General features: G+C 63.6%; 19 protein-coding genes and 1 pseudogene. 10 read left to right on the top strand and 10 right to left on the bottom strand.

From position 1 onward, the window contains the following. The 3 genes and pseudogenes from ACM6IP_RS04250 to ACM6IP_RS04240 form a co-directional block, all read left to right on the top strand. A pseudogene (locus tag ACM6IP_RS04250) lies at positions 1 to 472 on the top strand (type VI secretion system tip protein VgrG); the annotation flags it as partial. Continuing rightward, positions 469 to 2,283, top strand: coding sequence for a phospholipase D-like domain-containing protein (locus tag ACM6IP_RS04245; RefSeq protein ID WP_414861024.1), 1,815 nt, complete (start codon positions 469 to 471; stop codon positions 2,281 to 2,283). The pseudogene ACM6IP_RS04250 and the gene ACM6IP_RS04245, both read left to right, overlap by 4 nt. Continuing rightward, entirely contained in the window at positions 2,283 to 3,572 is a 1,290-nt protein-coding gene (locus ACM6IP_RS04240; protein WP_414861023.1) for a sel1 repeat family protein, read from the top strand. The genes ACM6IP_RS04245 and ACM6IP_RS04240 overlap by 1 nt, the downstream gene beginning before the upstream one ends. A 112-nt stretch (positions 3,573 to 3,684) precedes the next feature. Here ACM6IP_RS04240 and ACM6IP_RS04235 read toward each other — a convergent pair whose 3' ends face one another. From ACM6IP_RS04235 to ACM6IP_RS04205, 7 genes are all read right to left on the bottom strand, one after another. Beyond that, on the bottom strand, positions 3,685 to 4,434 hold the full coding sequence (locus ACM6IP_RS04235; protein ID WP_414861022.1) for a helix-turn-helix domain-containing protein: 750 nt from the start codon (positions 4,432 to 4,434) through the stop codon (positions 3,685 to 3,687). Positions 4,435 to 4,508: 74 nt separating this feature from the next. Then, positions 4,509 to 5,765 (bottom strand): FAD-dependent oxidoreductase, encoded by a 1,257-nt coding sequence (locus ACM6IP_RS04230; protein ID WP_401127548.1) that lies wholly within the window; start codon positions 5,763 to 5,765, stop codon positions 4,509 to 4,511. Next, complete coding sequence (locus ACM6IP_RS04225) at positions 5,762 to 5,998, bottom strand: (2Fe-2S)-binding protein (RefSeq protein ID WP_401127550.1); 237 nt, start codon at positions 5,996 to 5,998, stop codon at positions 5,762 to 5,764. Before ACM6IP_RS04225 ends, ACM6IP_RS04230 begins: the two co-directional genes overlap by 4 nt. Next, positions 5,991 to 7,106, bottom strand: a complete 1,116-nt coding sequence (locus ACM6IP_RS04220; RefSeq protein ID WP_401127552.1) for an NAD(P)/FAD-dependent oxidoreductase — start codon at positions 7,104 to 7,106, stop codon at positions 5,991 to 5,993. Before ACM6IP_RS04220 ends, ACM6IP_RS04225 begins: the two co-directional genes overlap by 8 nt. Continuing rightward, the gene (locus ACM6IP_RS04215; RefSeq protein WP_095169123.1) at positions 7,103 to 8,035 is read right to left on the bottom strand and encodes a 4-hydroxyproline epimerase; all 933 of its coding nucleotides are present in this window, start codon (positions 8,033 to 8,035) and stop codon (positions 7,103 to 7,105) included. The genes ACM6IP_RS04220 and ACM6IP_RS04215 overlap by 4 nt, the downstream gene beginning before the upstream one ends. A 114-nt stretch (positions 8,036 to 8,149) precedes the next feature. Then, on the bottom strand, positions 8,150 to 8,821 hold the full coding sequence (locus tag ACM6IP_RS04210; protein ID WP_095169124.1) for a GntR family transcriptional regulator: 672 nt from the start codon (positions 8,819 to 8,821) through the stop codon (positions 8,150 to 8,152). Positions 8,822 to 8,896: 75 nt separating this feature from the next. Continuing rightward, positions 8,897 to 9,445 (bottom strand): thioesterase family protein, encoded by a 549-nt coding sequence (locus ACM6IP_RS04205; RefSeq protein WP_414861021.1) that lies wholly within the window; start codon positions 9,443 to 9,445, stop codon positions 8,897 to 8,899. Between the two features lie 153 nt (positions 9,446 to 9,598). Here ACM6IP_RS04205 and ACM6IP_RS04200 point away from each other — a divergent pair, with 153 nt between their 5' ends. Both ACM6IP_RS04200 and ACM6IP_RS04195 read left to right on the top strand, forming a co-directional pair. Further along, complete coding sequence (locus ACM6IP_RS04200) at positions 9,599 to 10,558, top strand: GlxA family transcriptional regulator (protein ID WP_159996443.1); 960 nt, start codon at positions 9,599 to 9,601, stop codon at positions 10,556 to 10,558. A 66-nt stretch (positions 10,559 to 10,624) separates the two neighbouring features. Next, complete coding sequence (locus ACM6IP_RS04195) at positions 10,625 to 10,999, top strand: c-type cytochrome (protein ID WP_414861020.1); 375 nt, start codon at positions 10,625 to 10,627, stop codon at positions 10,997 to 10,999. 7 nt (positions 11,000 to 11,006) lie between these two features. Here ACM6IP_RS04195 and ACM6IP_RS04190 read toward each other — a convergent pair whose 3' ends face one another. Together ACM6IP_RS04190 and ACM6IP_RS04185 are read right to left on the bottom strand one after the other, a co-directional pair. Next, on the bottom strand, positions 11,007 to 11,507 hold the full coding sequence (locus ACM6IP_RS04190; protein ID WP_414861019.1) for a GNAT family N-acetyltransferase: 501 nt from the start codon (positions 11,505 to 11,507) through the stop codon (positions 11,007 to 11,009). A gap of 95 nt (positions 11,508 to 11,602) precedes the next feature. After that, positions 11,603 to 11,965, bottom strand: a complete 363-nt coding sequence (locus ACM6IP_RS04185) for a winged helix-turn-helix transcriptional regulator (protein ID WP_095169129.1) — start codon at positions 11,963 to 11,965, stop codon at positions 11,603 to 11,605. Between the two features lie 120 nt (positions 11,966 to 12,085). Between ACM6IP_RS04185 and gstA the strand changes: the two genes are divergently transcribed. Beyond that, positions 12,086 to 12,715, top strand: coding sequence for a glutathione transferase GstA (gene gstA, locus ACM6IP_RS04180; protein WP_414861018.1), 630 nt, complete (start codon positions 12,086 to 12,088; stop codon positions 12,713 to 12,715). A 127-nt stretch (positions 12,716 to 12,842) separates the two neighbouring features. On the opposite strand, the gene ACM6IP_RS04175 is transcribed toward gstA, so the two are convergent. Then, on the bottom strand, positions 12,843 to 13,442 hold the full coding sequence (locus ACM6IP_RS04175; protein WP_414861017.1) for a hypothetical protein: 600 nt from the start codon (positions 13,440 to 13,442) through the stop codon (positions 12,843 to 12,845). A 390-nt stretch (positions 13,443 to 13,832) separates the two neighbouring features. Here ACM6IP_RS04175 and katG point away from each other — a divergent pair, with 390 nt between their 5' ends. The 4 genes from katG (at position 13,833) to ACM6IP_RS04155 (ending at position 22,419) form a co-directional block, all read left to right on the top strand. Continuing rightward, on the top strand, positions 13,833 to 16,112 hold the full coding sequence (gene katG / locus ACM6IP_RS04170; RefSeq protein WP_414861016.1) for a catalase/peroxidase HPI: 2,280 nt from the start codon (positions 13,833 to 13,835) through the stop codon (positions 16,110 to 16,112). A gap of 519 nt (positions 16,113 to 16,631) precedes the next feature. Next, entirely contained in the window at positions 16,632 to 17,798 is a 1,167-nt protein-coding gene (locus ACM6IP_RS04165) for an efflux RND transporter periplasmic adaptor subunit (RefSeq protein WP_414861015.1), read from the top strand. Further along, the gene (locus ACM6IP_RS04160) at positions 17,795 to 20,971 is read left to right on the top strand and encodes an efflux RND transporter permease subunit (protein ID WP_414861014.1); all 3,177 of its coding nucleotides are present in this window, start codon (positions 17,795 to 17,797) and stop codon (positions 20,969 to 20,971) included. The genes ACM6IP_RS04165 and ACM6IP_RS04160 overlap by 4 nt, the downstream gene beginning before the upstream one ends. Continuing rightward, on the top strand, positions 20,968 to 22,419 hold the full coding sequence (locus ACM6IP_RS04155; protein ID WP_414861013.1) for an efflux transporter outer membrane subunit: 1,452 nt from the start codon (positions 20,968 to 20,970) through the stop codon (positions 22,417 to 22,419). The genes ACM6IP_RS04160 and ACM6IP_RS04155 overlap by 4 nt, the downstream gene beginning before the upstream one ends.

Raw genomic sequence — 22,419 nt, 5'->3', positions numbered from 1 at the left:
GCTGGGGGACTACAACATCAAGTCGCCGTATTTCGACTATCTGGGGCCAGCCAGTATGAGGGCTTCGCATCCTGAATATCCGCAGAGTCTGACCAAACAAACGCTGCGGCTCAACGTGTCGCAAACCCCCAATGCTTCCCATCGTGGCTGGGCCGGCATGCCCTACACGCTCTATGCCGACGGCGCAGTGCTCAAACAGGGCGTGCTGGATAAGTCCGGGCAAGTGCTGATCGACCACCAGGTCGTGACCCGGAGCTACCGGTTGGTCATGGCCAACGGGGTGAGCCACCACATCCCGGTGCCTACCGACTACCGCAACGCCGAGCAGGCCCACCTGGCCAATCGCGGCTTGCATAACCACCTCTCGCAAGCGGACCCCGAGATGAGTCAACCCACATCGCACACGGACCACCGCGCGCTGTACGTCACGGTGATCAATGGAGTGAGTAAACAGGAGGGGAAAACACCATGAGGCAAGACGACATCGTGTCTCCGGCCGCACTCCAGCACACCCAAGAGGTGACCTGCATCCCGCGCTGGTACGTGCAACGCACCGAATACCCGCCCGCAATGGCGACTTACGACCCGCTGATCAATGGAGAGGAAGCCTTCGAGGCGGTGCATCTGGCTATCGCGCAAGCTAAAAAGTCCATCGACATCATCTGTTGGGGATTCCAGCCGTCGATGTACTTTATCCGCGATGGCAGCGCTCCGAGCATTGGTCAACTGCTGATGGACAAAGCCAAGGACGGGGTCGCGGTTCGGATACTGGGCTGGGAAATGCCGTTCAACAGCGCGGGTGCCGGAGGCGAGGCTAACTTGCCCGGCAAAGGTACCTTGCGCATCCAGGATCGGGCGCTGCAAAGCTCCTCCAAGAAGCAGTACGACGAAGACCGGAAGTGGTTTGCCGAATGTGCGGTCTCGGACGGTAATGCGGCCCAGCATGTCGCGCTGAAATTGCCGGTGTTTGTCAGTCGCGGTTTCGACTTCAATGAACGAGTGGAAATCGAACATCAAGTGCGGCGTGCGCGTCTAGATCCGCAGGTCAGCAGCAAGACGCGCTTTACCCTGGCAGCGACCGCGACGCACCATCAAAAAACCGTGCTGGTCGACTTTGAACTGGCGGACCGCGCTGTTGGGTTCGTCATGGGTCACAACATGCTTGATGAGTACTGGGACACCAACGCCCATTCGGCGCTTAACCGTTCCGAGGCCACCAAGCCTGCACCCAATAGAGGGCCACGCGGCAAGACCCCGCGCCAGGATATTTCCAGCCGCGTCAGCGGGCCGATTCTGGAAGCCCTGCACCACAACTTCGCCAAGGCCTGGCGCAAGGAAACCGGTGAAAACCTGATTGCCTCACGCCAGTCCATGCAGCTTGGACCGCAGCTGCAATGCACCCCGGACGCCACCCGACAAATCGCGCAGATCGTCCGCACCCAGGCCCAGAAAGAAAAGCGCGATATCGAGCAGCTCTACCTGCAAGCGGTCAACAACGCGACCCAGTTCATCTACATCGAGAACCAGTACTTTCGCTGGCCACCCCTGGCCGATCTGATCAAGGCCGTGGCAGCCGGCCAGACCCAAGCCGGGCGCGACCCGGGCCTACACGGTCCCTTGCACCTGTTCGTCATCACCAATGCCAGCGAAGACAGCGTAGGGCCCGGCGCTGTCAATACCCAGCGCATGCTCGCCAGCCTCGGAAGGGCCGAGACCATTCCCGAAGTCACCAAGCTACAGCGCATCGAAGCGGTGAAAAAAGACGCCACGCCCCAGCCACGACCTGAACCCCGCGACCGCGTCGGGCATCGGGAACTGGCCGACTGGCAGGCCGAGCTCGACAGGCAAATCCGCGTGGTCAAGGACAGCACGATTACGCCCGAAGAGCGTCCCGGCCTGAAGGTCCACCTGTGTTCGTTGGTTGCACCCGACTCGCCCGCTGGCAACTGGATGCCGGTGTACATCCACTCCAAGCTGATGATCGTCGACGACGTGTTCACCACTCACGGCTCGGCCAACATCAACACCCGCAGCATGCAGGTCGACAGTGAGCTGAATATTGCCCATGAGTGGGCGAGTGTGACGCAGGCGCTGCGGCGGCGGTTGTGGGATATGCATACGGATGGGAAGGGCGCGCAGGATGATCCGGGGGAGGCGTTCGAGGAGTGGCAGGACATCATCGATAAAAACAAAGAACGCCAGGATGACAAGGTTATGGGGACACCGTACGCCCCCCTCGTTGAGTTTTATTACGACAAAGCCACGCTGAAGGACCTCGACTGATGCGCCGCGTTCTTTTGTTGTCATGCCTGCTGCTGGCGGCCTGCGACAGCCGCAGCACCTTTACCTATATGAAGAAGGATCCTCATGTGAATCCGCTCACCGATATCAAGGCCAACCTGGCCTTTACTTGTGTACACGAACAAATCCCCGCGCCCTCCACCGAAGCCGATGTGCTGTTTCAGTACGCCCGTTGGCTACAGAAAAACAATCAGCTCAAGCAGGACAAGAGCGTCGATGTCGAGATCGAGCGCCTGTACCGCATTGCCGCTGAGAACGGCCATTACAAGGCCAATATCAATTTACAGAACGGTGCCATGCGCGGGCACTTCCAGCTTCGGGGCGACGAGCATTTGCGCTTGAGTCAACGACTGATCAGCGAAGGTGTGGCAACGGGTTATTACTTCGTCGGAATCTTCCTGCAACAGGGTTCGGCTGGACTGAAGCAGGATCCAGAAATGGCCCTGCGTTACTACCGCAAGGCTGCCGATAGCGGCAATGCCCAAGCCCAGGCGTATGTGGGTAAGAAACTGGCGCCGAGCGACATGGCCCCGGCCATTGCCCAGCAAATGCGCCGCTGTGCGGCTGAACAAGGTAATGGAGAGGCTGCTCGTGCATTAGGTGTCAATCTTCAGGGCAAAGGGCAATACCCAATAGCGCTCGAAGCTTTTCAACTTGGCGTCGCTGCAGGTGACAGCACTTCTGCTTACAAGTTAGGAAAAGTCTTTCGTAATCCGCCCCCTACCGATGAGCTTGATTACCTCGGTCAACAGGAAGACCTCGAACGCGCGGCACGCTACGAGAAAATCTGGCGAGTGCTCGCCAACTACTCTTACGCCCACCCCAAAGTCCCCGAAATCAACGACATCCTCCCGCTGCCACCGGCCAAGCTGCCCGCTTGGAACGGCAAGCTGCAATGGCTGGAAGAACGCCTAGCCAATGTCCCGCCCGAAAAGCCCAGCGCCGTACTGATCAAGCAACTGGCCAATGCCATGGTGCTCGACCCCGCGACCGGCAGACCCATGCCGGGCTCACCCTCGTTCAGCGAGAGCAACTTCATCGGGCCCACTTGCTTCAGCGGCGAAGCCTGCACGCAGAGCGGCTACTGGAAGATCATGTGGGCCGGGGGCCATGAGTTCTATCAGTTGGTGGGCAGGAATGTGCCCCGCCATTTCTCGCAAGGCGAACTCATGCCTATGGGCCTCGTAGGTTTTTATCAACAGCGTATTTGGCCCCTGCCCGAAAAATACCGGCAAGGGCATATAGGGATCAACTGGGGCCTGCTGGGATGAAGCGCAACATTGCACTGCCCTGGCGGACGCTTTCGCGGGCAAGCCTTGCTCCTACGATGTACGTGGTGAGCACAACACCCCGCTATGCGCGCGATAGTAATCTCAAGCCTTGCTAGTGTTGGCTATCGCGATACTGGCTTGGCGACAGGCTGGTCAGGGCGCGGAATTGGCGGCTGAAGGCACTGTGGTCGGTGTAGCCGCAGCGCAGGGCGATTTCGGTGATGGGCAGGTCTTTGTCCAGCAATAGTCGTGAAGCTTCCTCGAGCCGCGCCTTGTGAATCATCTGCCGTGGGGTGAGCTGGAACACTCGTTTGCAGTGGCGCTCCAGTTGCGCCACGGAAAACCCGGCGAGCGCGGTCAGTTCGGCGAGGCTGATGGGGCGGGCGAAGTGGCTGCGGATATGGGCGTCCACCGCGGCGAGTTTGTGGAATGCCGGATGGTTGGCCTGGGGCAGTTGCAGGTCGCGGGAAATGCCGGCCAGGCCGACTATTTGCCCCTGCAGGTCGCGCAAGGCGAGTTTGTGGGTCAGGCACCAGACCGGTTGGTTGCCGTAATAAAGGTGCAGCTCAAGCTGGTCGGACAGTTCCCGGCCGCTGGCCAGGACCCGGCGATCCTGCTCGGTGTACAGCGGGCCGAAGCGTGCCGGGAACACCCTGTCGGCGGTCAGCCCGAGCAACTCGTCGCTGTGTTTTTTGCCGCAGCGCCGGGCCAGGGTCTGGTTGACGAAGGCGTAGCGGGCCTCGCGGTCCTTGATGAAAAATACCACGTCCGCCAGGGAGTCGAGCAGCGGCGTTATCGCTTGCAGGCTGCTGAGCAAGGTCGGCAGGTCGCAGGGTTTGAAGCTGTTGAGGGTGGGGTACATGGCGCTGAGGGTCTGGTGGCGACCCTCGGGATCATAGTGGCAAGGCGGTCCAACGCAAAGTGCCGGCATGGGATTCAGGGCGCCGACTGCTCATCCAGGCACAGCAAGGTCTCGATTCGCGCCGGGCTGAAGGGTGGGCGGGGTGCCGCGGCCGGCCAGTCGAACAGGTGCTGCACCGCACCGCCGCAGACCCGGCCTTGGCAGGCGCCCATGCCGCAGCGAGTGGCCAGCTTGGCCGAGCGCCAGTCGTGGTGTTCGGTCAGCGCCGCATAGGGCACGTCTTCGCAGCGGCACACCAGGGTGTCCGGTTGGGCCAATGTCTTGAGCTGCGGGTCGAGGGCAAATGCGTTGTTCAAGGCCTTGGCGAATCCCTGCCAACGCGCCCGACGCGGCCACAGCTGCTGGGCCGCCTGGCGCTCGTCCACCGCTGCATGTCCGGCAATCGCGCCTTCCACCAGCGCCAGTTCACTACCACCAAACCCGGTGCATTCCCCGGCAGCGTAATGATCGGTACGGCTGCAGGCCTGCCAGGCATCCACGGCGATGGCCTGGCCGTCGATGGCGCAGTCCAGGGCCTGGCCTAGCTGAATATTGGGGATCAGGCCAAAACCGCAAGCCAGGCGCTGGCATTGCAGTTCAACGATTTTGCCCTGCTGTTGCAGACGCACCCCTTCCAGGCGATCGCTGCCCAAGGCGGCCAGCACATGGCTGGCGGTGCGGTACTGCGGATCGAACAGGCGCAACGACTGCAGCAGCTTGGCCGGCCAGCGCGGCAGTTGTGTGGCGAACCCGGCCACCGCGCTGCGCGAGGCCTGCTCGGCAATGCGCAGCACATGTGCGCCGTGTTGTTTGGCGCTGGCGGCGCTGGCCAGCAACAGTGGGCCGCTGCCGGCGATCACCAGGGTTTCGCCCTGCACCGGCAGGCCACCCTTGATCAGCGCCTGCAGACCGCCGGCGCCAGTGACGCCGGGCAGGGTCCAGCCGGGGAAGGGCAGCAGCAATTCGCGGGCCCCGGTGCACAGGATCAGCTTGTCGTACTCGATCAGCCAGCCATGCTCCGGGTCTTCCACCAGCAACTGTTTTGGTCCGCTACTGGCGATCACCCGGGTGGCGGAGTGAATGCGGATGTTGCTGCAGGCGTCCAGGCGCTGCCGTAGGTTACGGGCCTGGCGCGGCAGATGGGCCTCTGGGCCGTCGCGCCAGATTTGCCCACCCGGCAGCGGGTTGTCGTCGAGCAGGACGATGCGCGCGCCACTGGGCGCGGCTGCCAGGGCGGCGCTGATGCCGGCGGGGCCGGCGCCAATGATCAGCAGGTCGGCATAGTGCTTCATGGGCGGGTCTCCACCTGCATGCCATCCCGGCACAGGGTCTGGCAGGCCAGGCGCCGGCGGCCGTCGATGGTCACCCGGCACTCCTGGCAAATGCCCATGCCGCACAAGGGCGCGCGGCGCTGGCCGGTGACCGAGGTGCGGCTGCAGCCGTCGCCACCCAGGGCCAGCGCGGCGGCCACGCTGGTGCCCTCGTTGACCTGCAGGCGGCGACCGTCGAGCATCAATTCAGGCATACACGGGCTCTCCGAGAAAACGTTGCGGCAGATAGGGTTGGGCGGGCAGGGGCGAGGGTTCGTCGAACAGTTGCGCCACCAGCAAGTCGGCGGTACCGGGGGCCGTCGTCACCCCCAGGCCTTCGTGACCGACCGCCAGCCACAGGCCTTGTTGTTGCGGGTGCTGGCCCACCAGCGGCAGGCCGTCCGGGCTGGCCGCACGCAAGCCGGTCCAGGCGCGAATGCCATTGAGTTGGGTCAGCCCTGGCATGTAGTCGCAGGCGCGCCTGAGCATTTTGGCGAGCATCCAGCCCTCGACCTGCGGATCGCTGGTGCCGAACTGCCGGGAGGCGCCGATGAACAATTGCCCGGTCGGCCGTGGCTGGATGTTGCAGGCAGTCGACGGGCCGCTGGCGTTGTGCGCGCTGGTGACGTAACCCAGCTCCACCAGGGTGTGGGTGACGGTGCCGGGGTAGCGATCAGTAATCAGCAGATGGCCTTTTTTCGGTTCGATCGGCAGTTCCGGGCACAGTTCGGGGGCCTGCACGCCGTTGGCCAACACCACCGCTGCAGCGCTCAGCCATTGCCCGTCTTCCAGGCGCACGCGGTTGCCGTCGAGTTCGCTGACCCGCGCCCGACGCTGCTGGATGTTCGGTGTTTGCAGCATCCAGTCGGCGGTGGCGGGGGCATAGAGGATGCCGTCGCCATTGATCAGCAGCCCGCCCTCCAGACCCTCGCGCAACTCGGGTTCGCGTCGGCGCAGGTCGCTGGCGCCGATCAGTTGGCAGGCCACGCCCTGGGCACGCAGGTTGAGGAATTTGCCATGGGCCACGGCCATTTCCTCGGCATTGGCCGCCAGCCACAGGGTGCCATTGCTGCGGTAGGCGCAACTGTCGGGCAGGGCCGGCGCCTGTTCACGCCAGCGTTGCAGGGAATACTGACTCAGGGCCAGTTCGGCCGGGTTGTCGTCGAGCACCAGCAGGTGGCCCATGCCGGCCGCCGTGGCGCCATGCAGGCCGGCGTCCAGCACCAGCACCCGCAAGCCACGTCGGGCCAGCGCCTGGGCACAGGCGGCGCCGATGATGCCGGCACCGATCACGATCACATCGGCTACCTGGCCCTCGCTCACGGGCGAATGCCCCAGGCGAACGGATCGTCCTGCTCGATGATCAGGCTGGCTTCGGCGCTGATGAAGGCCCGCCCGCGAATGGTCGGGATAATGCGTTCGCCCTGCCATTCATAAGAGCCTTCGAACTGGCTGCCGATGACACTGGCCTGGCGCCAGATCTGTCCGGGCGGCAATTTGTCGTCGGCCGCCAGGCACGCCAGTTTGGCGCTGGTGCCGGTGCCGCACGGAGAGCGGTCGTAGGCCTTGCCGGGGCACAGCACGAAGTTGCGGCTGTCGGCGTCCTGGTCGGCGGCGAACAGTTCGACATGGTCGATCAGGCCGCCGTCTTCCCCGCGGATGCCCTGGACTTCCAGCGCCTGCTGCACGGCGTAGGTGTAGGCGGTGAGGGCCTCCAGATTGTCGCCGGCGATGGCCAGGCCATGTTCGGCAATCAGGAAGAACCAGTTGCCGCCCCAGGCGATATCGCCGACCACCTGGCCGATACCGGGCACCTGCAGCGCCAGCGCCTTGCGGTAGCGGTAGGCCGGGACGTTGCGCACGCTCACCGATTGGTCTTCGTGCAGGGTCGCCTGCACCGTGCCCACCGGGGTCTCGATGCTGTGCACGCCGGGGCCGATCTTGCCCAGGTGCGCCAGGGATGCCACCAGGCCGATGGTGCCGTGGCCGCACATGCCCAGGTAGCCGGTGTTGTTGAAAAAAATCACCCCGGCACAGGCGCTCGGATCCACTGGCTCACAGAGCAGGGCGCCCACCAGCACATCGCTGCCCCGTGGTTCGAGGACGCAGGCGGCGCGCCATTGGTCGTGGTGCTCGGCCAGCAGCTGGCGCCGCTCGGCCATGCTGCCACGGCCCAGATCAGGAAAGCCGGCGGTGACCAGGCGGGTCGGTTCGCCGCCGGTGTGGGAGTCGATCACGGTGATGCGTTTCATGGGAGGGCCACGTCCGTTCAGATGAGTGAACAGAAGAGTGGCCTTTGCAGCGGGGTGCCGGCTTGATGGATTTACCTGCTGCCGATGACGAAATCGGCACAGTGCAGCGCAAAGTCAATGGGCGTGGGGCAGGTGCTCGAACAAGGTCTGGCAGACCCCGGCGATGTGCTCATCGAGCAGCTTTACCGCCAGGTCGACGTCGCCGGCCCGGCAGGCCGCGAGGATTTCCCGGTGTTCGTGGTCGGCGCGTTCCTTACCGGCCGACAGGCTCATCTGCATGCGCAGGTAGCGTTCCAGCTTGTCGTTGACCGAGCGGATCAGGCTGACCAGGAAGGGCCGTTGCGCCGGCTCGTAGAGGCAGGCGTGCAGTTGCCAGTTGAGCTCGGCCCAGCGCCCGACGTCATCTTCGCCAATGAACTCCTGGCAGATACTCTCGGCCCGGGCGAAGGTGGCTTCGGTCATGTTGGGAATGGCCAGGCGCAGCACCTTGTCTTCGAGCAGCATGCGCACCTCGAACATCTGCGCCAACTCGGCATCGGAGATGCGCGTGACCATCGCCCCGCGATTGCGCTGGAACATCACCAGGCCTTCGGCCTCCAGGCGCTTGAGGGCTTCGCGCACGGGGATCTTGCTGACGTTGAACTGGCGCGCGATGTCATCCTGACGAATCGGCTCATCCTCGGCAAAATGCCCGGCGACAATGGCGTCGCGCAGATGGCGGGTGATGATTTCCGAAGTCGAAGGCGTATTGCCTAGGTCGGGAGCGTTGAGTCTGGATTGGGTCACGGCGGCGAATCTTCGGAATGAGGTTGCTATAGGGTATACGAAATTCGGTTTTTCTTCCTTTCACCCCACAGGGCCTCAGGCCGTGACCCGTTCCTCGTCGCGCAGTTGCAGGCTCAGGTCGTCACAGCTCTGGGACCAGGCGGCCAACCACTCGGGCAGCGGCGGTGACTGCGGAGCCAGGCCCATCTCCTCGACGAACTCGCTGGGCGCTACCGTGCCTTTGCCGGACCGGAACAGCCCGCGCATCACCACCACGCCCACCACCCGGCCGTTGCTGACGAAGCGGTGCTCCATAAAATTCCATTTGGCGTCCCAGGCGAGTATCCGCGTGTGGATCTCGAAGCGTTCGAACAGCTTCAGCTCGCGGCGGAACTTGCCCCAGACATCACCGACTATCGGCACCGCCTTGTGCCGCAGGGCTACGCGAAATGCCCCGCTGCGCAGTACGTAGTCCATGCGCCCGACATCGGCCAGGGTGAAATAGCGACCGTTGGTGACGTGGCGGTTGAGGTCCAGGTCCAGCGGCCAGACGCGCATGCGCACGACGGTGGTGGCCAGGCCGCCCACCGGTTGGCGCCACGGTCGGCGAAACAGCATGCACAGCAAGCGAAACCACAGATTCATACGGGGTACCTTTTATGGAGCTGGTTGGCCAGCGAAAGCGTATTCCCGGAACCCGGAGCCAGGAAAACAATCGCTGCACTGTAGAGCTGGCCGATCGGCTAAGCTAGGTGCACAAATGACTTAAACCATGCGAAAAGCGCAAACGAGTCCTTCATGCATATCACCCTGCTACTGGCCGAGCACTGTTCTGCCGCCGCCGCCACCATTGCCCTGGAAGTGCTGAATGCGGCCAACCTGTTCAGCGACAGTCCGCCATTTGAGGTGGTCAGCGCTTCGCTCGACGGCGCTCCTGTTGCCGCTGGGGGAGGGCAGATGTTGCGGGTCGATCATGGGCTGGCCGAGATCCACCGCACCGACCTGGTGCTGATTCCCGGGTTCCTCTTCACCCTCAAGGATGCCTTGCCGACCTTCGCCGTCTATGGGCCGTGGCTGCGGCAACAGCACCAGCAGGGCGCCGTGATGGCGTCGATTTGCACCGCGTCGTTCATGCTGGCCGAGAGCGGTTTGCTGGATGGTCGGCGCGCCACCACCCATTGGGCGTTTGCCGACTACATGCGCCGGCGTTACCGCGAAGTCGATCTCGACGAGGACCAGATGATCTGTGAAGACCAGCAGTTGATCACCAGCGGAGGGGCCAGTGCGGCGATTGACCTGCTGCTGCACCTGGTCCGCCGCTTTGCCTCACTGGAGCTGGCCCACACCTGTGGCAAGTACCTGCTGATCGACAACGTGCGCCGCGAGCAAACGGTGTACGCGCTGTGGTCCTTGCCCAAGAACCATGGCGATGGCGAGATCCTGCGGGTCCAGGAGTGGCTGGAGGAGCGTTTTGCCCAACCGTTGTTGATCGATGACATCGCCCGGCAATTCGGCTTCGGGGTGCGCAACTTCAAGCGGCGCTTCAAGGAAGCCACCGGCTCTACGCCCATTGCCTACCTGCAGACCCTGCGCCTGGAAAAGGCCAAGCAACTGCTGGAATCCACCCGCATGACCCTGGACAGCATCACCTACGCGGTGGGTTACGCCGATGGCAATTCTTTTCGCCGACTGTTCCAGCAACGGGTTGGCCTGTTGCCGGCGGCCTACCGCAAGAAATTTCAGCCGAGACTGGGCTGAGGCCGGGTCGCGTGCTCCAATAGCCGCCCACACTGCTGGTCAGCAATAACCGATGGGATCCACAGGATGAAGAACACCGTAGCACTGACGCTCGCCTGGCTGCTCAGCACCGGCGCCTGGGCCGCGGGCGATGTGCCGGCCGGCGAGAAGCTGTTCAACCGCACATGCGGCGGCTGCCATCAGGTCGGCGAATCGGCGCGCGCCTCGTTCGGCCCGCAGCTGAACTCGATTTTCGGCCGCCCCAGCGCGAGCACCACGGATTATCAGTACTCCGACGCCATGCGCGCGGCCAACCTCGTCTGGACCCGCGAAACCCTCACCGCCTATCTGGAGGCGCCGAAAAAAGTCGTGCCGGGCACCCGCATGATTTTCTGGGGCCTGAGCGATCCGCAGAAAATCGACAACCTGCTGGCCTACCTGCAGACCTTCCAGGCGCAGTGACCGCTCATCAGCGCCCCAGGACCAGGCGGTAATCGAGCTTGCGTGGGTCTGCGGCGGGTCGTGGTTCAAGGACAAATCCGCAGCGTTCAAGCACCTTGCTTGAGCCGACATTGCGCTTGTACACATCAGCCACCAGATGCTGCAGTTGCCAGCGCTCGCGTGCCTGGTGGATCAGTTGCCGCAGGGCCAGGGTGGCCAGGCCCTGGCCGCAGAAGCGGTGATCGATCCGATAACCGACCTCTGCACAGCCCAGGGTCGAGTCGATATCTTTCAGGTTGGCTCGCCCGACAATGCCCTGCGTGGCTTCTTCGAGCACCAGGGGCTGCCAGGTCCCTTCGGCAAACCCGCGCAGATAGTCCTCGACGTGCGCGGTAATCCCCGGCACTGAGTAGAAGTCAGCGGCGCGCGGATCGATTTGCGATTCGAACCAGTCGCGGTTGGCGATTTCAAATCTGAGCAAGGCTGGAATGTCAGTCTTGAGCAGTGGGCGAACGCGCACGGTTGGCATTGGCTTGTTTCTCCTTGCTTGAGCAGTCCTGCTGTTGAATGGTGAGTGACGAGTGGTGCTGTGCCGATCGAGCCGCAGTTTGCCACAGCCAGGGTTCATCCCTCTGCTGCCAGTCCTGCAGTCTCCACTGGCATCCGTGCGCGGCCGCTGAGCTTGAGCCACACACCAAATTCCTGCATCACCGCCACCACCGGGCGCAGGCGGTTGCCGTCTTCGGTCAGTTCATATTCGACTTTGACCGGGACGCTCGGGTACACCGTGCGTTTGACCAGGCCGACGTCTTCCAGGGCGCGCAGGTCCAGGGTCAGCATCCGCTGGGAGATCCCGGGGACGTCACGGCGCAGTTGATTGAAGCGCTTGGGGCCATCGAGCAGGTAGGACACCAGCAGCAAGCGCCAGCGGCCACCTAGCAGGCGCATGGCTTCTTCGACGGAGCAGCCGGTCACGTTGTGTTTCATCGAGCCTTCCTCAGGGTGTTGGCAGGTATATTTTATGTACCTAGATGATAAAAAAGTGCCTTCTTCCGTTTATATACCTGATCGCCAAGAATGTGGCTTCACCCTTTTTGGAAGTCGCCCATGAAGCTGTATTACATCCCCGGTAGTTGCTCGCTGTCGCCGCATATCGTGATTAATGAACTGGGGCTGGACGTCCAGTTGCTCAAGGTCGATCACCGCCAGCACACGGTGGTGGGCGAAGGTGATTATCTGCAGGTCAACCCGCTGGGCTATGTGCCGATCCTGGAGTTGGACGATGGCACGCGGTTGCGAGAGGGGCCGGTGATTGTGCAGTACCTGGCGGATCAGCGGCCCGAATCCGCGCTGGCACCCGCCAATGGCACGCTTGCGCGGTACCGGTTGCAGGAGTGGTTGAGTTTTCTCTCCTCGGAGATCCACAAAGGCTTCATCCCGTTGCTGTATGCCGGGTTGGCCGGCAAGTATGTGGACACCGCCAAGCCCAAGCTTGAACAGCGTTTTGCCTGGATCGACGAGCAACTGGCGGACCGTGAGTATTTGCTCGGCGAGCGGTTCACGGTCGCCGATGCCTACCTGTTTGCCCTCATCGGCTGGGGACAGGCGGGGTGGTTGCGCTCTTATTACAAGGCCGAAATTCACTTCGACGGATTGAGCCATCTCGAGGGGTGGTACGCCCGGGTCTATCAGCGGCCGGCGGTGAGAAAGGCGCTGTTGCAGGAGGGGTTGGAATGAGTGGTGGGAGCGCTCCGTTTGCCCGCGATGGTCGTCAACGATGACGCGTGCTTCCTGAGTAAATGCGGCGCTCTCAGGTTTTTCGCGAGCAGGCCGCAAGCGGGCACCCGCTCCTACAAGCAGGCAATCAACCGCCAGGCCGGTCGAGGCTCGCCAGGGTGTGATCGCGGCGCTCGGGGGATTCACCGCTGAGCTCCCACAACAGTGCGGTGATGGTTTGCCCGTCTAGCGTGCCCTGGGTTTGTAGTCGCTGCGCCAGCGTGCTGACAGCCGGCCAATAGCGCTGCAGCAGGCAGTGGGAGCGGGCGATAGCGCGGGAGTGGGCGTCGAGCAACTTTCGCGCAGGCAGCAGGCTGATCAACTCTTCGCCCCGCAGCCAGTCCCCTCGGCCTCCACTCTTGAAGCACTGCTCGGGCGGTGCTTGCTGGTAGATCGCTTCGGCGATCGGGCCGGCAAAACAGTTGAGCAGGTCACGCTCGATCCACTCCACCATCGACGGCAGGTATTCCGCCACCCCGGGGGCCTCGGCGGACGGACGCAGGACAAAATAGCTGGCTTCCACCAGACCCTCGACCTGCTGCAGATTGCCGTGCAGATCCAGCATCGGGCCGCTGGCGGCTTCGGCCGGGGTGCGAACGGTGACCCGTTCGATAGGCCGGCCATTCCACCAGAAAGCCAAGGCATGGCCCGCTTCGTGGAATGCCGTGGAGCATGCGCGCGTATTCATGGTCGGGACCTCGCCCGTACAGCAGAACGCTGACAGTCTTGATGCTTGCACGGCGTGATGGGCGCGGATAAAAGATTATCTCTATCGCCAAGCAATACTGGCGCTATTTGCCCTGTCCATGACTGGGGACTAGCCTTAATCCTGCGCTGGCGCGAGCCGGCCGGATTAGCGCTGACTAGGAGACAGGAAGACGTTGCACGTTTACCAGGCCTAACGTTGGTCACCGTTGCCGGCAAGCTGCTTGCCGCGCGCATGTTTTGCCGTGTGACCCTCCCGATCGGTTGATCGAGCTCTCGGCCCTGCAGCCTATGTCATTGATTTCGCTCGTCGCTATATCGCGCCCATCCCGGGCCGAATAGCTGGATGAATTCGACCAAAGGTAGCTCACACATGGCAACTGAATCGAAATGCCCGTTCAATCACGCCGCTGGCGGTGGCACGAAGAACCGCGACTGGTGGCCGAACCAACTGAACCTGAACATCCTGCACCAGCACTCTTCGCTGTCCGACCCGCTGGACCCGGGGTTCAACTACGCCCAGGCTTTCAAAAACCTCGACTTTGCGGCGCTCAAGCAAGACCTCAACGCACTGATGACCGACTCCCAGGACTGGTGGCCGGCGGACTTCGGCCACTACGGACCGCTGTTTGTCCGCATGGCCTGGCACGCCGCAGGCACCTACCGCACCGGTGACGGGCGGGGCGGGGCGGGTTCCGGGCAGCAGCGGTTTGCCCCGCTCAACAGTTGGCCGGACAACGTCAGCCTCGACAAGGCCCGCCGCCTGCTGTGGCCGATCAAGCAGAAGTACGGGCAAAACATCTCCTGGGCCGACCTGATCGTCCTCACCGGCAACGTCGCGCTGGAGTCCATGGGCTTCAAGACCTTCGGTTTTTCCGCCGGGCGAGCGGACGTCTGGGAACCCGATGAAGATGTCTACTGGGGCTCGGAAAACAAGTGGCTGGGCGGTGACACACGCTATGGCAAGGATCAGGAACCGATGCAGGAACCTGGCGACGGCACCCTGGTGGCCGAGCCTGAGCTGCATGGCGAGGAAGAGAGCCGCACCGACCAGGGGCGCAACCTGGAGAACCCGCTCGCCGCTGTGCAAATGGGCCTGATCTATGTCAATCCGGAAGGCCCCGAGGGCAATCCGGATCCATTGGCTTCGGCCAAGGACATCCGCGAAACCTTCGCGCGCATGGCCATGAACGATGAAGAAACGGTGGCCCTGATCGCCGGTGGCCACGCCTTCGGCAAGACCCACGGCGCAGGCCCAGCCGATCATGTTGGCGCCGAACCGGAAGCCGCCGGCCTTGAGTTGCAGGGCCTGGGCTGGAAAAGCACCTTCGGCACCGGCAAGGGCGGCGACACCATCACCAGCGGGCTGGAAGTGACCTGGACCACCACACCGACCCGCTGGAGCAATAACTACCTGGAAAACCTCTTTGGTTTCGACTGGGAGCCAAGCAAAAGCCCGGCGGGCGCCAACCAGTGGACGGCGAAAAACGGTGCCGGTGCCGGGACCATTCCCGATGCCCATGACCCCTCGAAACGGCGCAACCCGAGCATGCTCACTTCGGACCTGGCCCTGCGTTTCGACCCGATCTACGAAAAAATCTCGCGTCGGTTCCTCGACAATCCCGAGCAACTGGCCGACGCCTTCGCCCGCGCCTGGTTCAAGCTGATCCATCGCGACATGGGCCCGCTCTCGCGCTACCTCGGACCGGAACTGCCCAACGAAGAGCTGCTGTGGCAAGACCCGATTCCTGCGCTTGACCACGTCCTGGTCGACGACAGCGATGTCACCGCGCTCAAGGGTAAAATCCTGGCCTCGGGCCTGAGCGTGGCGCAACTGGTGTCCACCGCCTGGGCCGCGGCCTCGACCTTCCGTGGCTCGGACAAACGCGGCGGCGCCAATGGCGGACGCCTGCGCCTGGCGCCACAGGTGTTCTGGCAGGCCAATCAACCCGAGCAACTGTCCCAGGTGCTGGGCAAACTCGAAGCCGTGCAGCGCGAGTTCAACAACGCCCAGGCCGGCGGCAAGAAAATCTCCCTGGCGGACCTGATTGTCCTGGGCGGCAGCGCCGGGATCGAGCAGGCGGCAAAAAACGCCGGGCACAGCCTGACGGTGCCGTTCACTGCGGGGCGCATGGATGCCAGCCAGGAGCAGACCGATGTCGAGTCGTTCGGCTTCCTCGAACCGATCGCCGATGGCTTTCGCAACTACCTCAAGACCCGTTACCGGGTGTCGGCGGAGGCGTTGCTGATCGACAAGGCGCAGTTGCTGACCCTCACCGCACCGCAAATGACTGCCCTGGTGGGCGGCTTACGCGTGCTCGACACCAACGTCGGCCACACCGCCCACGGTGTCTTCACCCAACGGCCGCAAACCCTGAGCAACGACTTTTTTGTCAACCTGTTGGACATGGGCGTGGAGTGGAAACCCACCTCGGACAGCAACGAGACCTTCGAAGCCCGCGACCGTAATAGCGGGGCAGTGAAATGGACCGCCACCCGCGTCGACCTGGTCTTCGGCTCCAACGCGCAACTGCGTGCGCTGGCGGAGGTGTACGCCAGCAGCGACGGCCAACAGGCGTTCCTCAAGGACTTCGTGGCGGCCTGGACCAAGGTGATGAACCTGGATCGATTCGAGTTAGATCGCGGCGTCTAGAAGGGAGGTTGGCAGAACCCTGGTAATACCCGTTAGAAGTGCCTCGGCTGCCCTCCGGCTCCTACATCAGCGGAGGGCATCCAGCGACCATACACCTTGGCGATCATGGTCCAGTCTTGGTGGCCGAGCTGCTTGGCGACCCACATTGGATTCTCGCACCCTGCCGCCAGCGAGGAAGGTCAACTCCTTCTGCTTGAGCAACGCTTCTCGCGCCGGAGCCAGCAACTTCACTGTGCGCCTCCCAGCTAACGTCTTGGTCGACTCTGGCTCCTTTGCAGCCCGCGTCTTGGCCCTGACGATCCTTATCTCCCCCGCGATCCAATCGATATCCCCCCATTCCAGGGCGATCAGTTCGCTAGGTCGTAGACCTGTCCAGAAAGAGAACTGCAGTTGCGGCCACGTTTCGCCCCTGGCTGCTGCCAAACACCCCCATCCGCATACCGCTTGACCTTTCCCTAATGACAAGCCGGATAAAACCTCAAATCTAGGTTCGTCCTGAAAATCACAAGGAGGTACGCGATGTATGGCAAGCGATTAACCCTGGTCGCTGTGGCGGTAGCGGGCGTGTTCACGCTGGGTGGCTGCAAGGAGGGCGCGCCTGCGGCCGAGGCTGCCAGGCCGCCTGGCGTGCCGGTGGCCGAGGTGGTTGCGCAGGCGGTGACTCCGTTTGTCGAATACACCGGTTCGTTGACCGCGATTGATCAGGTTGAGCTGCGTCCTCGGGTCAGTGGTTACCTGCAAAGTGTCAGCGTGCCTGAGGGGCAATCGGTAGCCAGGGGCAGTCTTTTATTTGTGATTGACCCGCGGGAGTTTCAGGCGGCGCTGAACGCTGCCAAGGGGCGTTTGCGTGAGGCTGAGGCCAACGCGTTGCTGGCCCAGGCCGAGCATGGCCGGGCCGAGCAGCTGTTCGCCAAGAAAGTGGTGGCGCGGGATCGCCTCGACACCGCCATTGCCTCGCTGAATGCGGGCAGGGCTCAGGTCGACGCCGCCAAAGCTGCGCTGGACGCCGCGCAACTGGACTTGAGCTATACCCGCGTTACCGCGCCCATCAGCGGCCGCGTCGATCGTGCCCTTGTCACCGAGGGCAACTACGTCACCCGTGGGGTGACGCCGCTGACGACGATCGTCTCCATCGACCCCTTGCATGTGTATTTCGATGTCGACGAGCGCACCTACCTGCGCTCGCTTGCCGCGACTCGGGAGGTTGCCGCGTCGAAAGGGGAGAAGGCCGCCAAGGTCATGGTGGCGATGCTCGACGATGCAAGTTATGCACGGGCCGGGCGGGTCGACTTCCTGGCGAACGCGGCCGATCGCAAGACCGGCACCGTGCGCGCGCGTGCCGTGGTCGACAACCCGGATGGGCGCCTGACGCCGGGGCTGTTCGCCAAGGTCAAGCTGGACACTGGCGCGCCGCAACCCCGGGTGCTGGTGGCCGACCAATCCATTGGCACTGACCAGGGCCGCCGCTATGTGCTGGTGGTCGGCGCAGGTGACAAGACCGAGTACCGTCCCGTCGAGCTGGGGCTGATGGCCAACGGCCTGCGGGTGATTGAGCAGGGCCTGCAACCGGGGGACCGCATTGTCGTCAAGGGGCTGGTGCGCCCGGGCATGCAAGTGACTCCGCTGGCCGCCAACATTGAGGGGGCGCTGCTGGAGGCGCCGCTGGTCCTGGGGGGCGTGCAATGAACTTCCCACGCTTTTTCATTGACCGGCCGATCTTCGCCATCGTGCTGTCGGTGTTGATGATGATCGCTGGCATCGTGGCCTTCTTCCATTTGCCGCTCAGCGAATACCCGGCCGTGACGCCGCCCACCGTGCAAGTGACCGCTTCTTATCCGGGCGCCAACCCGCAGGTGATCGCCGAGACGGTGGCGGCGCCACTTGAGCAGGTGATCACCGGGGTCGAAGGGATGCTGTACATGACGTCGCAATCGGCGACCGATGGCCGCATGATCCTGACCGCGACATTTGCCCAGGGCACGAACGCGGACATGGCGCAGATCCAGGTGCAAAACCGCGTCTCGCGGGCCCTGCCGCGCTTGCCCGAAGAGGTACAGCGCCTGGGCGTGGTGACGCAGAAGACGTCCCCAGACATCCTGATGGTGGTCCATCTGCTGTCGCCCGATCAGCGATATGACCCGCTCTACATTTCCAACTATGCCTACCTCCAGGTGCGCGACGAGCTGTCGCGGATACCGGGAATCAACGACGTGCTGGTGTGGGGAGCGGGCGAGTACAGCATGCGTCTGTGGCTCGACCCGGACCTGATCGCCGCGCGTGGCCTGACCGCAGGCGATGTGATTACGGCGGTGCGTGAGCAGAACGTGCAAGTGGCGGCCGGCTCGGTCGGCCAGGCGCCTGATTCCAGCGCGGCATTCCAGGTTACGGTCAATACCCTCGGACGCCTGACGGACGAGGAACAATTCGGCGACATCATCATCCGTACTGGCGATAACGGCCAGGTGACGCGTCTGCGCGATGTGGCCCGTATCGAAATGGGCGCCGATGCCTACGCACTGCGCAGTCTTTTGGATGGCGAGCCGGCCGTTGCCTTGCAGATCATCCAGAGCCCGGGCGCCAACGCGCTCGATGTGGCGCAGGCGGTGCGCGATACCATGCAGCGCCTGGAGGCCAACTTCCCCGAGGGGCTGGTGTCGCGGATTGCCTACGACCCGACCGTGTTTGTGCGGGCATCGCTGGAGTCAGTGGCCATCACCCTGATGGAAGCGATCCTGCTGGTGGTGCTCGTAGTGGTGGTGTTCCTGCGTAACTGGCGCGCGTCGCTGATCCCGTTGATGGCCGTGCCGGTGTCGATCATCGGCACCTTCGCGGTCATGCACCTGATGGGTTTTTCCCTCAATACCCTGTCGTTGTTCGGCCTGGTGCTGTCGATCGGGATCGTGGTCGACGATGCAATCGTGGTGGTCGAGAACGTCGAGCGGCATATCGAGAACGGCGAGGAGCCTGCGCAGGCGGCGCGGCGAGCGATGGGCGAGGTGACCGGACCGATCATCGCTATCACTTCGGTACTCGCTGCCGTATTCATCCCCACGGCGTTCCTCAGTGGCCTGCAAGGCGAGTTCTACCGGCAGTTCGCGCTGACCATCGCGATTTCCACGATCCTGTCGGCGGTCAACTCCTTGACCCTCAGCCCGGCGCTGGCCGGACTGTTGTTGCGCCCGCGCGGCGCAGCGGTGGTGCATGACCCGCGCAGCCTGCGCGGTCGCGCCGCGCACCTGGTGCAGGTGCTGGGCCGGCCGTTTCACCGTGCGCCGCAGGCGTATGGCAACACGGTGCGCAAGGTGGCGGGCCGTCGCGGCGCGGCGTTGTTGGTCTATGCCGGGTTGCTGGCGCTGACCTGGTTTGGCTTCAGCGCTGTACCGGCCGGTTTCGTGCCGATGCAAGACAAGTACTACCTGGTCGGCATCGCCCAGTTGCCCAATTCGGCTTCGCTGGATCGTACCGATGCGGTGGTGCGGCAGATGTCGAAAATCGCCCTGGATGAACCGGGAGTCGAAAGCGTGGTGGCGTTCCCTGGGCTGTCGGTCAACGGCTTCGTCAATGTCCCGAATGCCGCGGTGATGTTCGTCATGCTCGATCCGTTCAAGGAGCGTACCTCTCCCGACATGACGGCGGTCGCCATCGCCGGGCGCCTGCAAGCCAAATTCGCAAGCATTCCCGACGGTTTCCTCGGCGTGTTCCCGCCGCCGCCAGTGCCCGGCCTTGGGGTCACCGGAGGCTTCAAGCTGCAGGTCGAGGACCGTGGCGGGGTCGGGCTCCAGGCGCTGGTGCAGCAGACCCAGATGCTGATGACGAAAGCCACCGAGTCGGGTCAGGTCGTCGGGTTGATGACCAGTCTGGACGTCAACGCGCCCCAGTTGAATGTTGATATCGACCGCACCCAGGTCAAGAGCCAGGGTGTGCGCCTGGCGGATGTGTTCGAGTCGTTGCAGGTCTACCTCGGTTCGCTGTACGTCAACGACTTCAACCGTTTCGGCCGCACCTACAAAGTGACCGCCCAGGCGGATGCGGACCACCGCATGCAAGCCGAAGCCATCGGCCGCCTGCAGGTGCGCAATGCGGACGGGGACATGCTGCCGTTGTCGGCGTTTGTCACCGTCACCTCGGGGTCCGGCCCCGATCGGGTGATTCACTACAACGGCTATCCCTCGGCCGACATCTCCGGCGGAGCGATGCCCGGTGTGAGCTCTGGGCAGGCCGTGGCACTCATGGAGCGTCTGGCGCAAGAGGTACTGCCCGAAGGCGTGACCTATGAATGGACGGACTTGACCTACCAGCAGAAGCTCGCGGGGTCATCGGCCCTGTTCATTTTTCCGTTGTGTGTGTTGCTGGCCTACCTGATCCTGGCCGCGCAATACAACAGCTGGCTGCTGCCCCTGGCGGTCTTGCTGATTGTGCCCATGTGCCTGCTCAGCGCGATCATCGGGGTCTGGCTGGTGGACGGCGACAACAATGTGTTCGTGCAGATCGGGCTGGTGGTGCTGGTCGGCCTGGCGGCGAAAAACGCCATATTGATTGTCGAGTTCGCGCGCAGCCTTGAAGCCGAAGGTGCCAGCCCGCTGGAAGCGGTTATCCATGCGTGCCAGTTGCGCCTGCGGCCGATCCTGATGACCTCGCTGGCGTTCATCGCTGGCGTGGTGCCCCTGGTATTCGCCAGCGGCGCCGGGGCCGAGATGCGCCATGCCATGGGAGTCGCAGTGTTCGCCGGCATGCTGGGGGTGACGCTGTTCGGCCTGTTCCTGACGCCGGTGTTCTACGTGGTGATGCGCAGCCTTGCGCTGCGCCTGGAGCGCAAGGGTTCGAGTCCGAAGGTGCAGTTGGAGGAGCGCGTGTCATGAAACTGGCCTATCAAGCGTTTCTGTTGTCGTCGCTCCTGGTGTCCGGCTGCGCTGCGGTGGGGCCTGATTATTCCGCGCCCGTGCTGCCCGCCGCGCAACGGCCGGCGAGTTTCGGTGCGCCCATCGCCGGCCTCGGTACGGGCGATGTCGAGGTGCAGTGGTGGCGTGTGTTTGATGAGCCCGCACTCAGCCAATTGATCCAGCAGGCGCTGGCGGCCAACCACGATATCGGCATCGCCGCCGCGCGGCTCGACGAAGCCAAGGCAATGCTGCGCGAGAGCCGCCAGGGATTCTTGCCCAGCGGCGGTGCTGCCCTCGGTTATGAGCACCGACAGCGCAGCGAAGTCGAGACCCCGTTCGGCCAGCAGCGCTCAGTGGAAACCACTCGTGCGGCAGTAGATGCCGCCTGGGAAATCGACTTGTTTGGCCGCGTCCGGCGCTCGGTGGAGGCCGCGCAGGCCCAGGCGGGATCGCGTCAGGCGCTACTGCGCAGCGTGCAGGCGAGCGTCGCCGCCACCGTCGCCGCGACCTGGTTCGAGCTGCAAGGGATCGAAGCCGAACAGGCGGTGGTAGCGGACATCAGTCAAAGCCAGCGCGACAGCCTGGGTCTGGTGGAGCACTTGGTCAGCGTAGGGGCCGCCACCGAATTTGATCGGCTGCGTGCCGAGGCATTGCTGCGCAATGTCGAGGCGGTAGCACCCGGCCTTGAGCAGCGTCGCGTAACGACCACCAACGCGTTGGCCGTGCTGTTGGGCCAAGCGCCGCAAGGGTTCAAGCCACCGCTGGCCGGCCCCGGTCGAGAAACCTTGAACCTGCGCACCCTGCAGGTGGGCGATCCGGCCGGCTTGCTGGCCCGGCGCGCCGATGTTGCCGCAGCCGAACGCACGCTGGCGGCCGCGACCGCACAGATTGGCGTGGAGACGGCCGGCTTGTATCCGGATATCCAAGTGCAGGGTTCCATCGGGCTGCTGGCCGGAAGCCTCGGCGCCTTGGGCGATGCAGGCATGCAGTCGAGCTTTATCGCTCCGGTCATTCGCTGGTCGCTGCTGGACACCGGTCGCGTGCGCGCGCGGATCGCCGCCAGCGAGGCGCGTACCCAGGCGGCGTTGATTACCTACGACCAGACCGTATTGCGCGCCCTGCAGGAAACCGATGACGCGTTCCAGTCCAACAGCAGCGCGGGCAGTACTCTGGGCTTGCTGCTGCTGGAGGCAACGGCCAATCGCGAGGCGGCGAACCTGGCGCGCACGCGCTTCACGGAAGGTGAGGGGATCTATCTGGACGTGCTGGAGGCCGAGCGAGCGGACTTCACCAGCCGCCGCGCGCTGACCGTGGCACGCACGGAGCAGCGCTTGGCGGTGGTCGGCATCTACAAGGCACTGGGCGGTGGCTGGCAAATCTGCGAGCAGGCAGGGCAGGTGTGCAGCGGTGCCGCCGCGCTGCGTTAG

This window comes from Pseudomonas sp. IT-P176 (assembly GCF_949767245.1).
Taxonomy (GTDB): Bacteria; Pseudomonadota; Gammaproteobacteria; order Pseudomonadales; family Pseudomonadaceae; genus Aquipseudomonas.
Note: the sequence above shows the minus strand (reverse complement) of the source record. Positions and strands in the feature narration are given on the sequence as shown.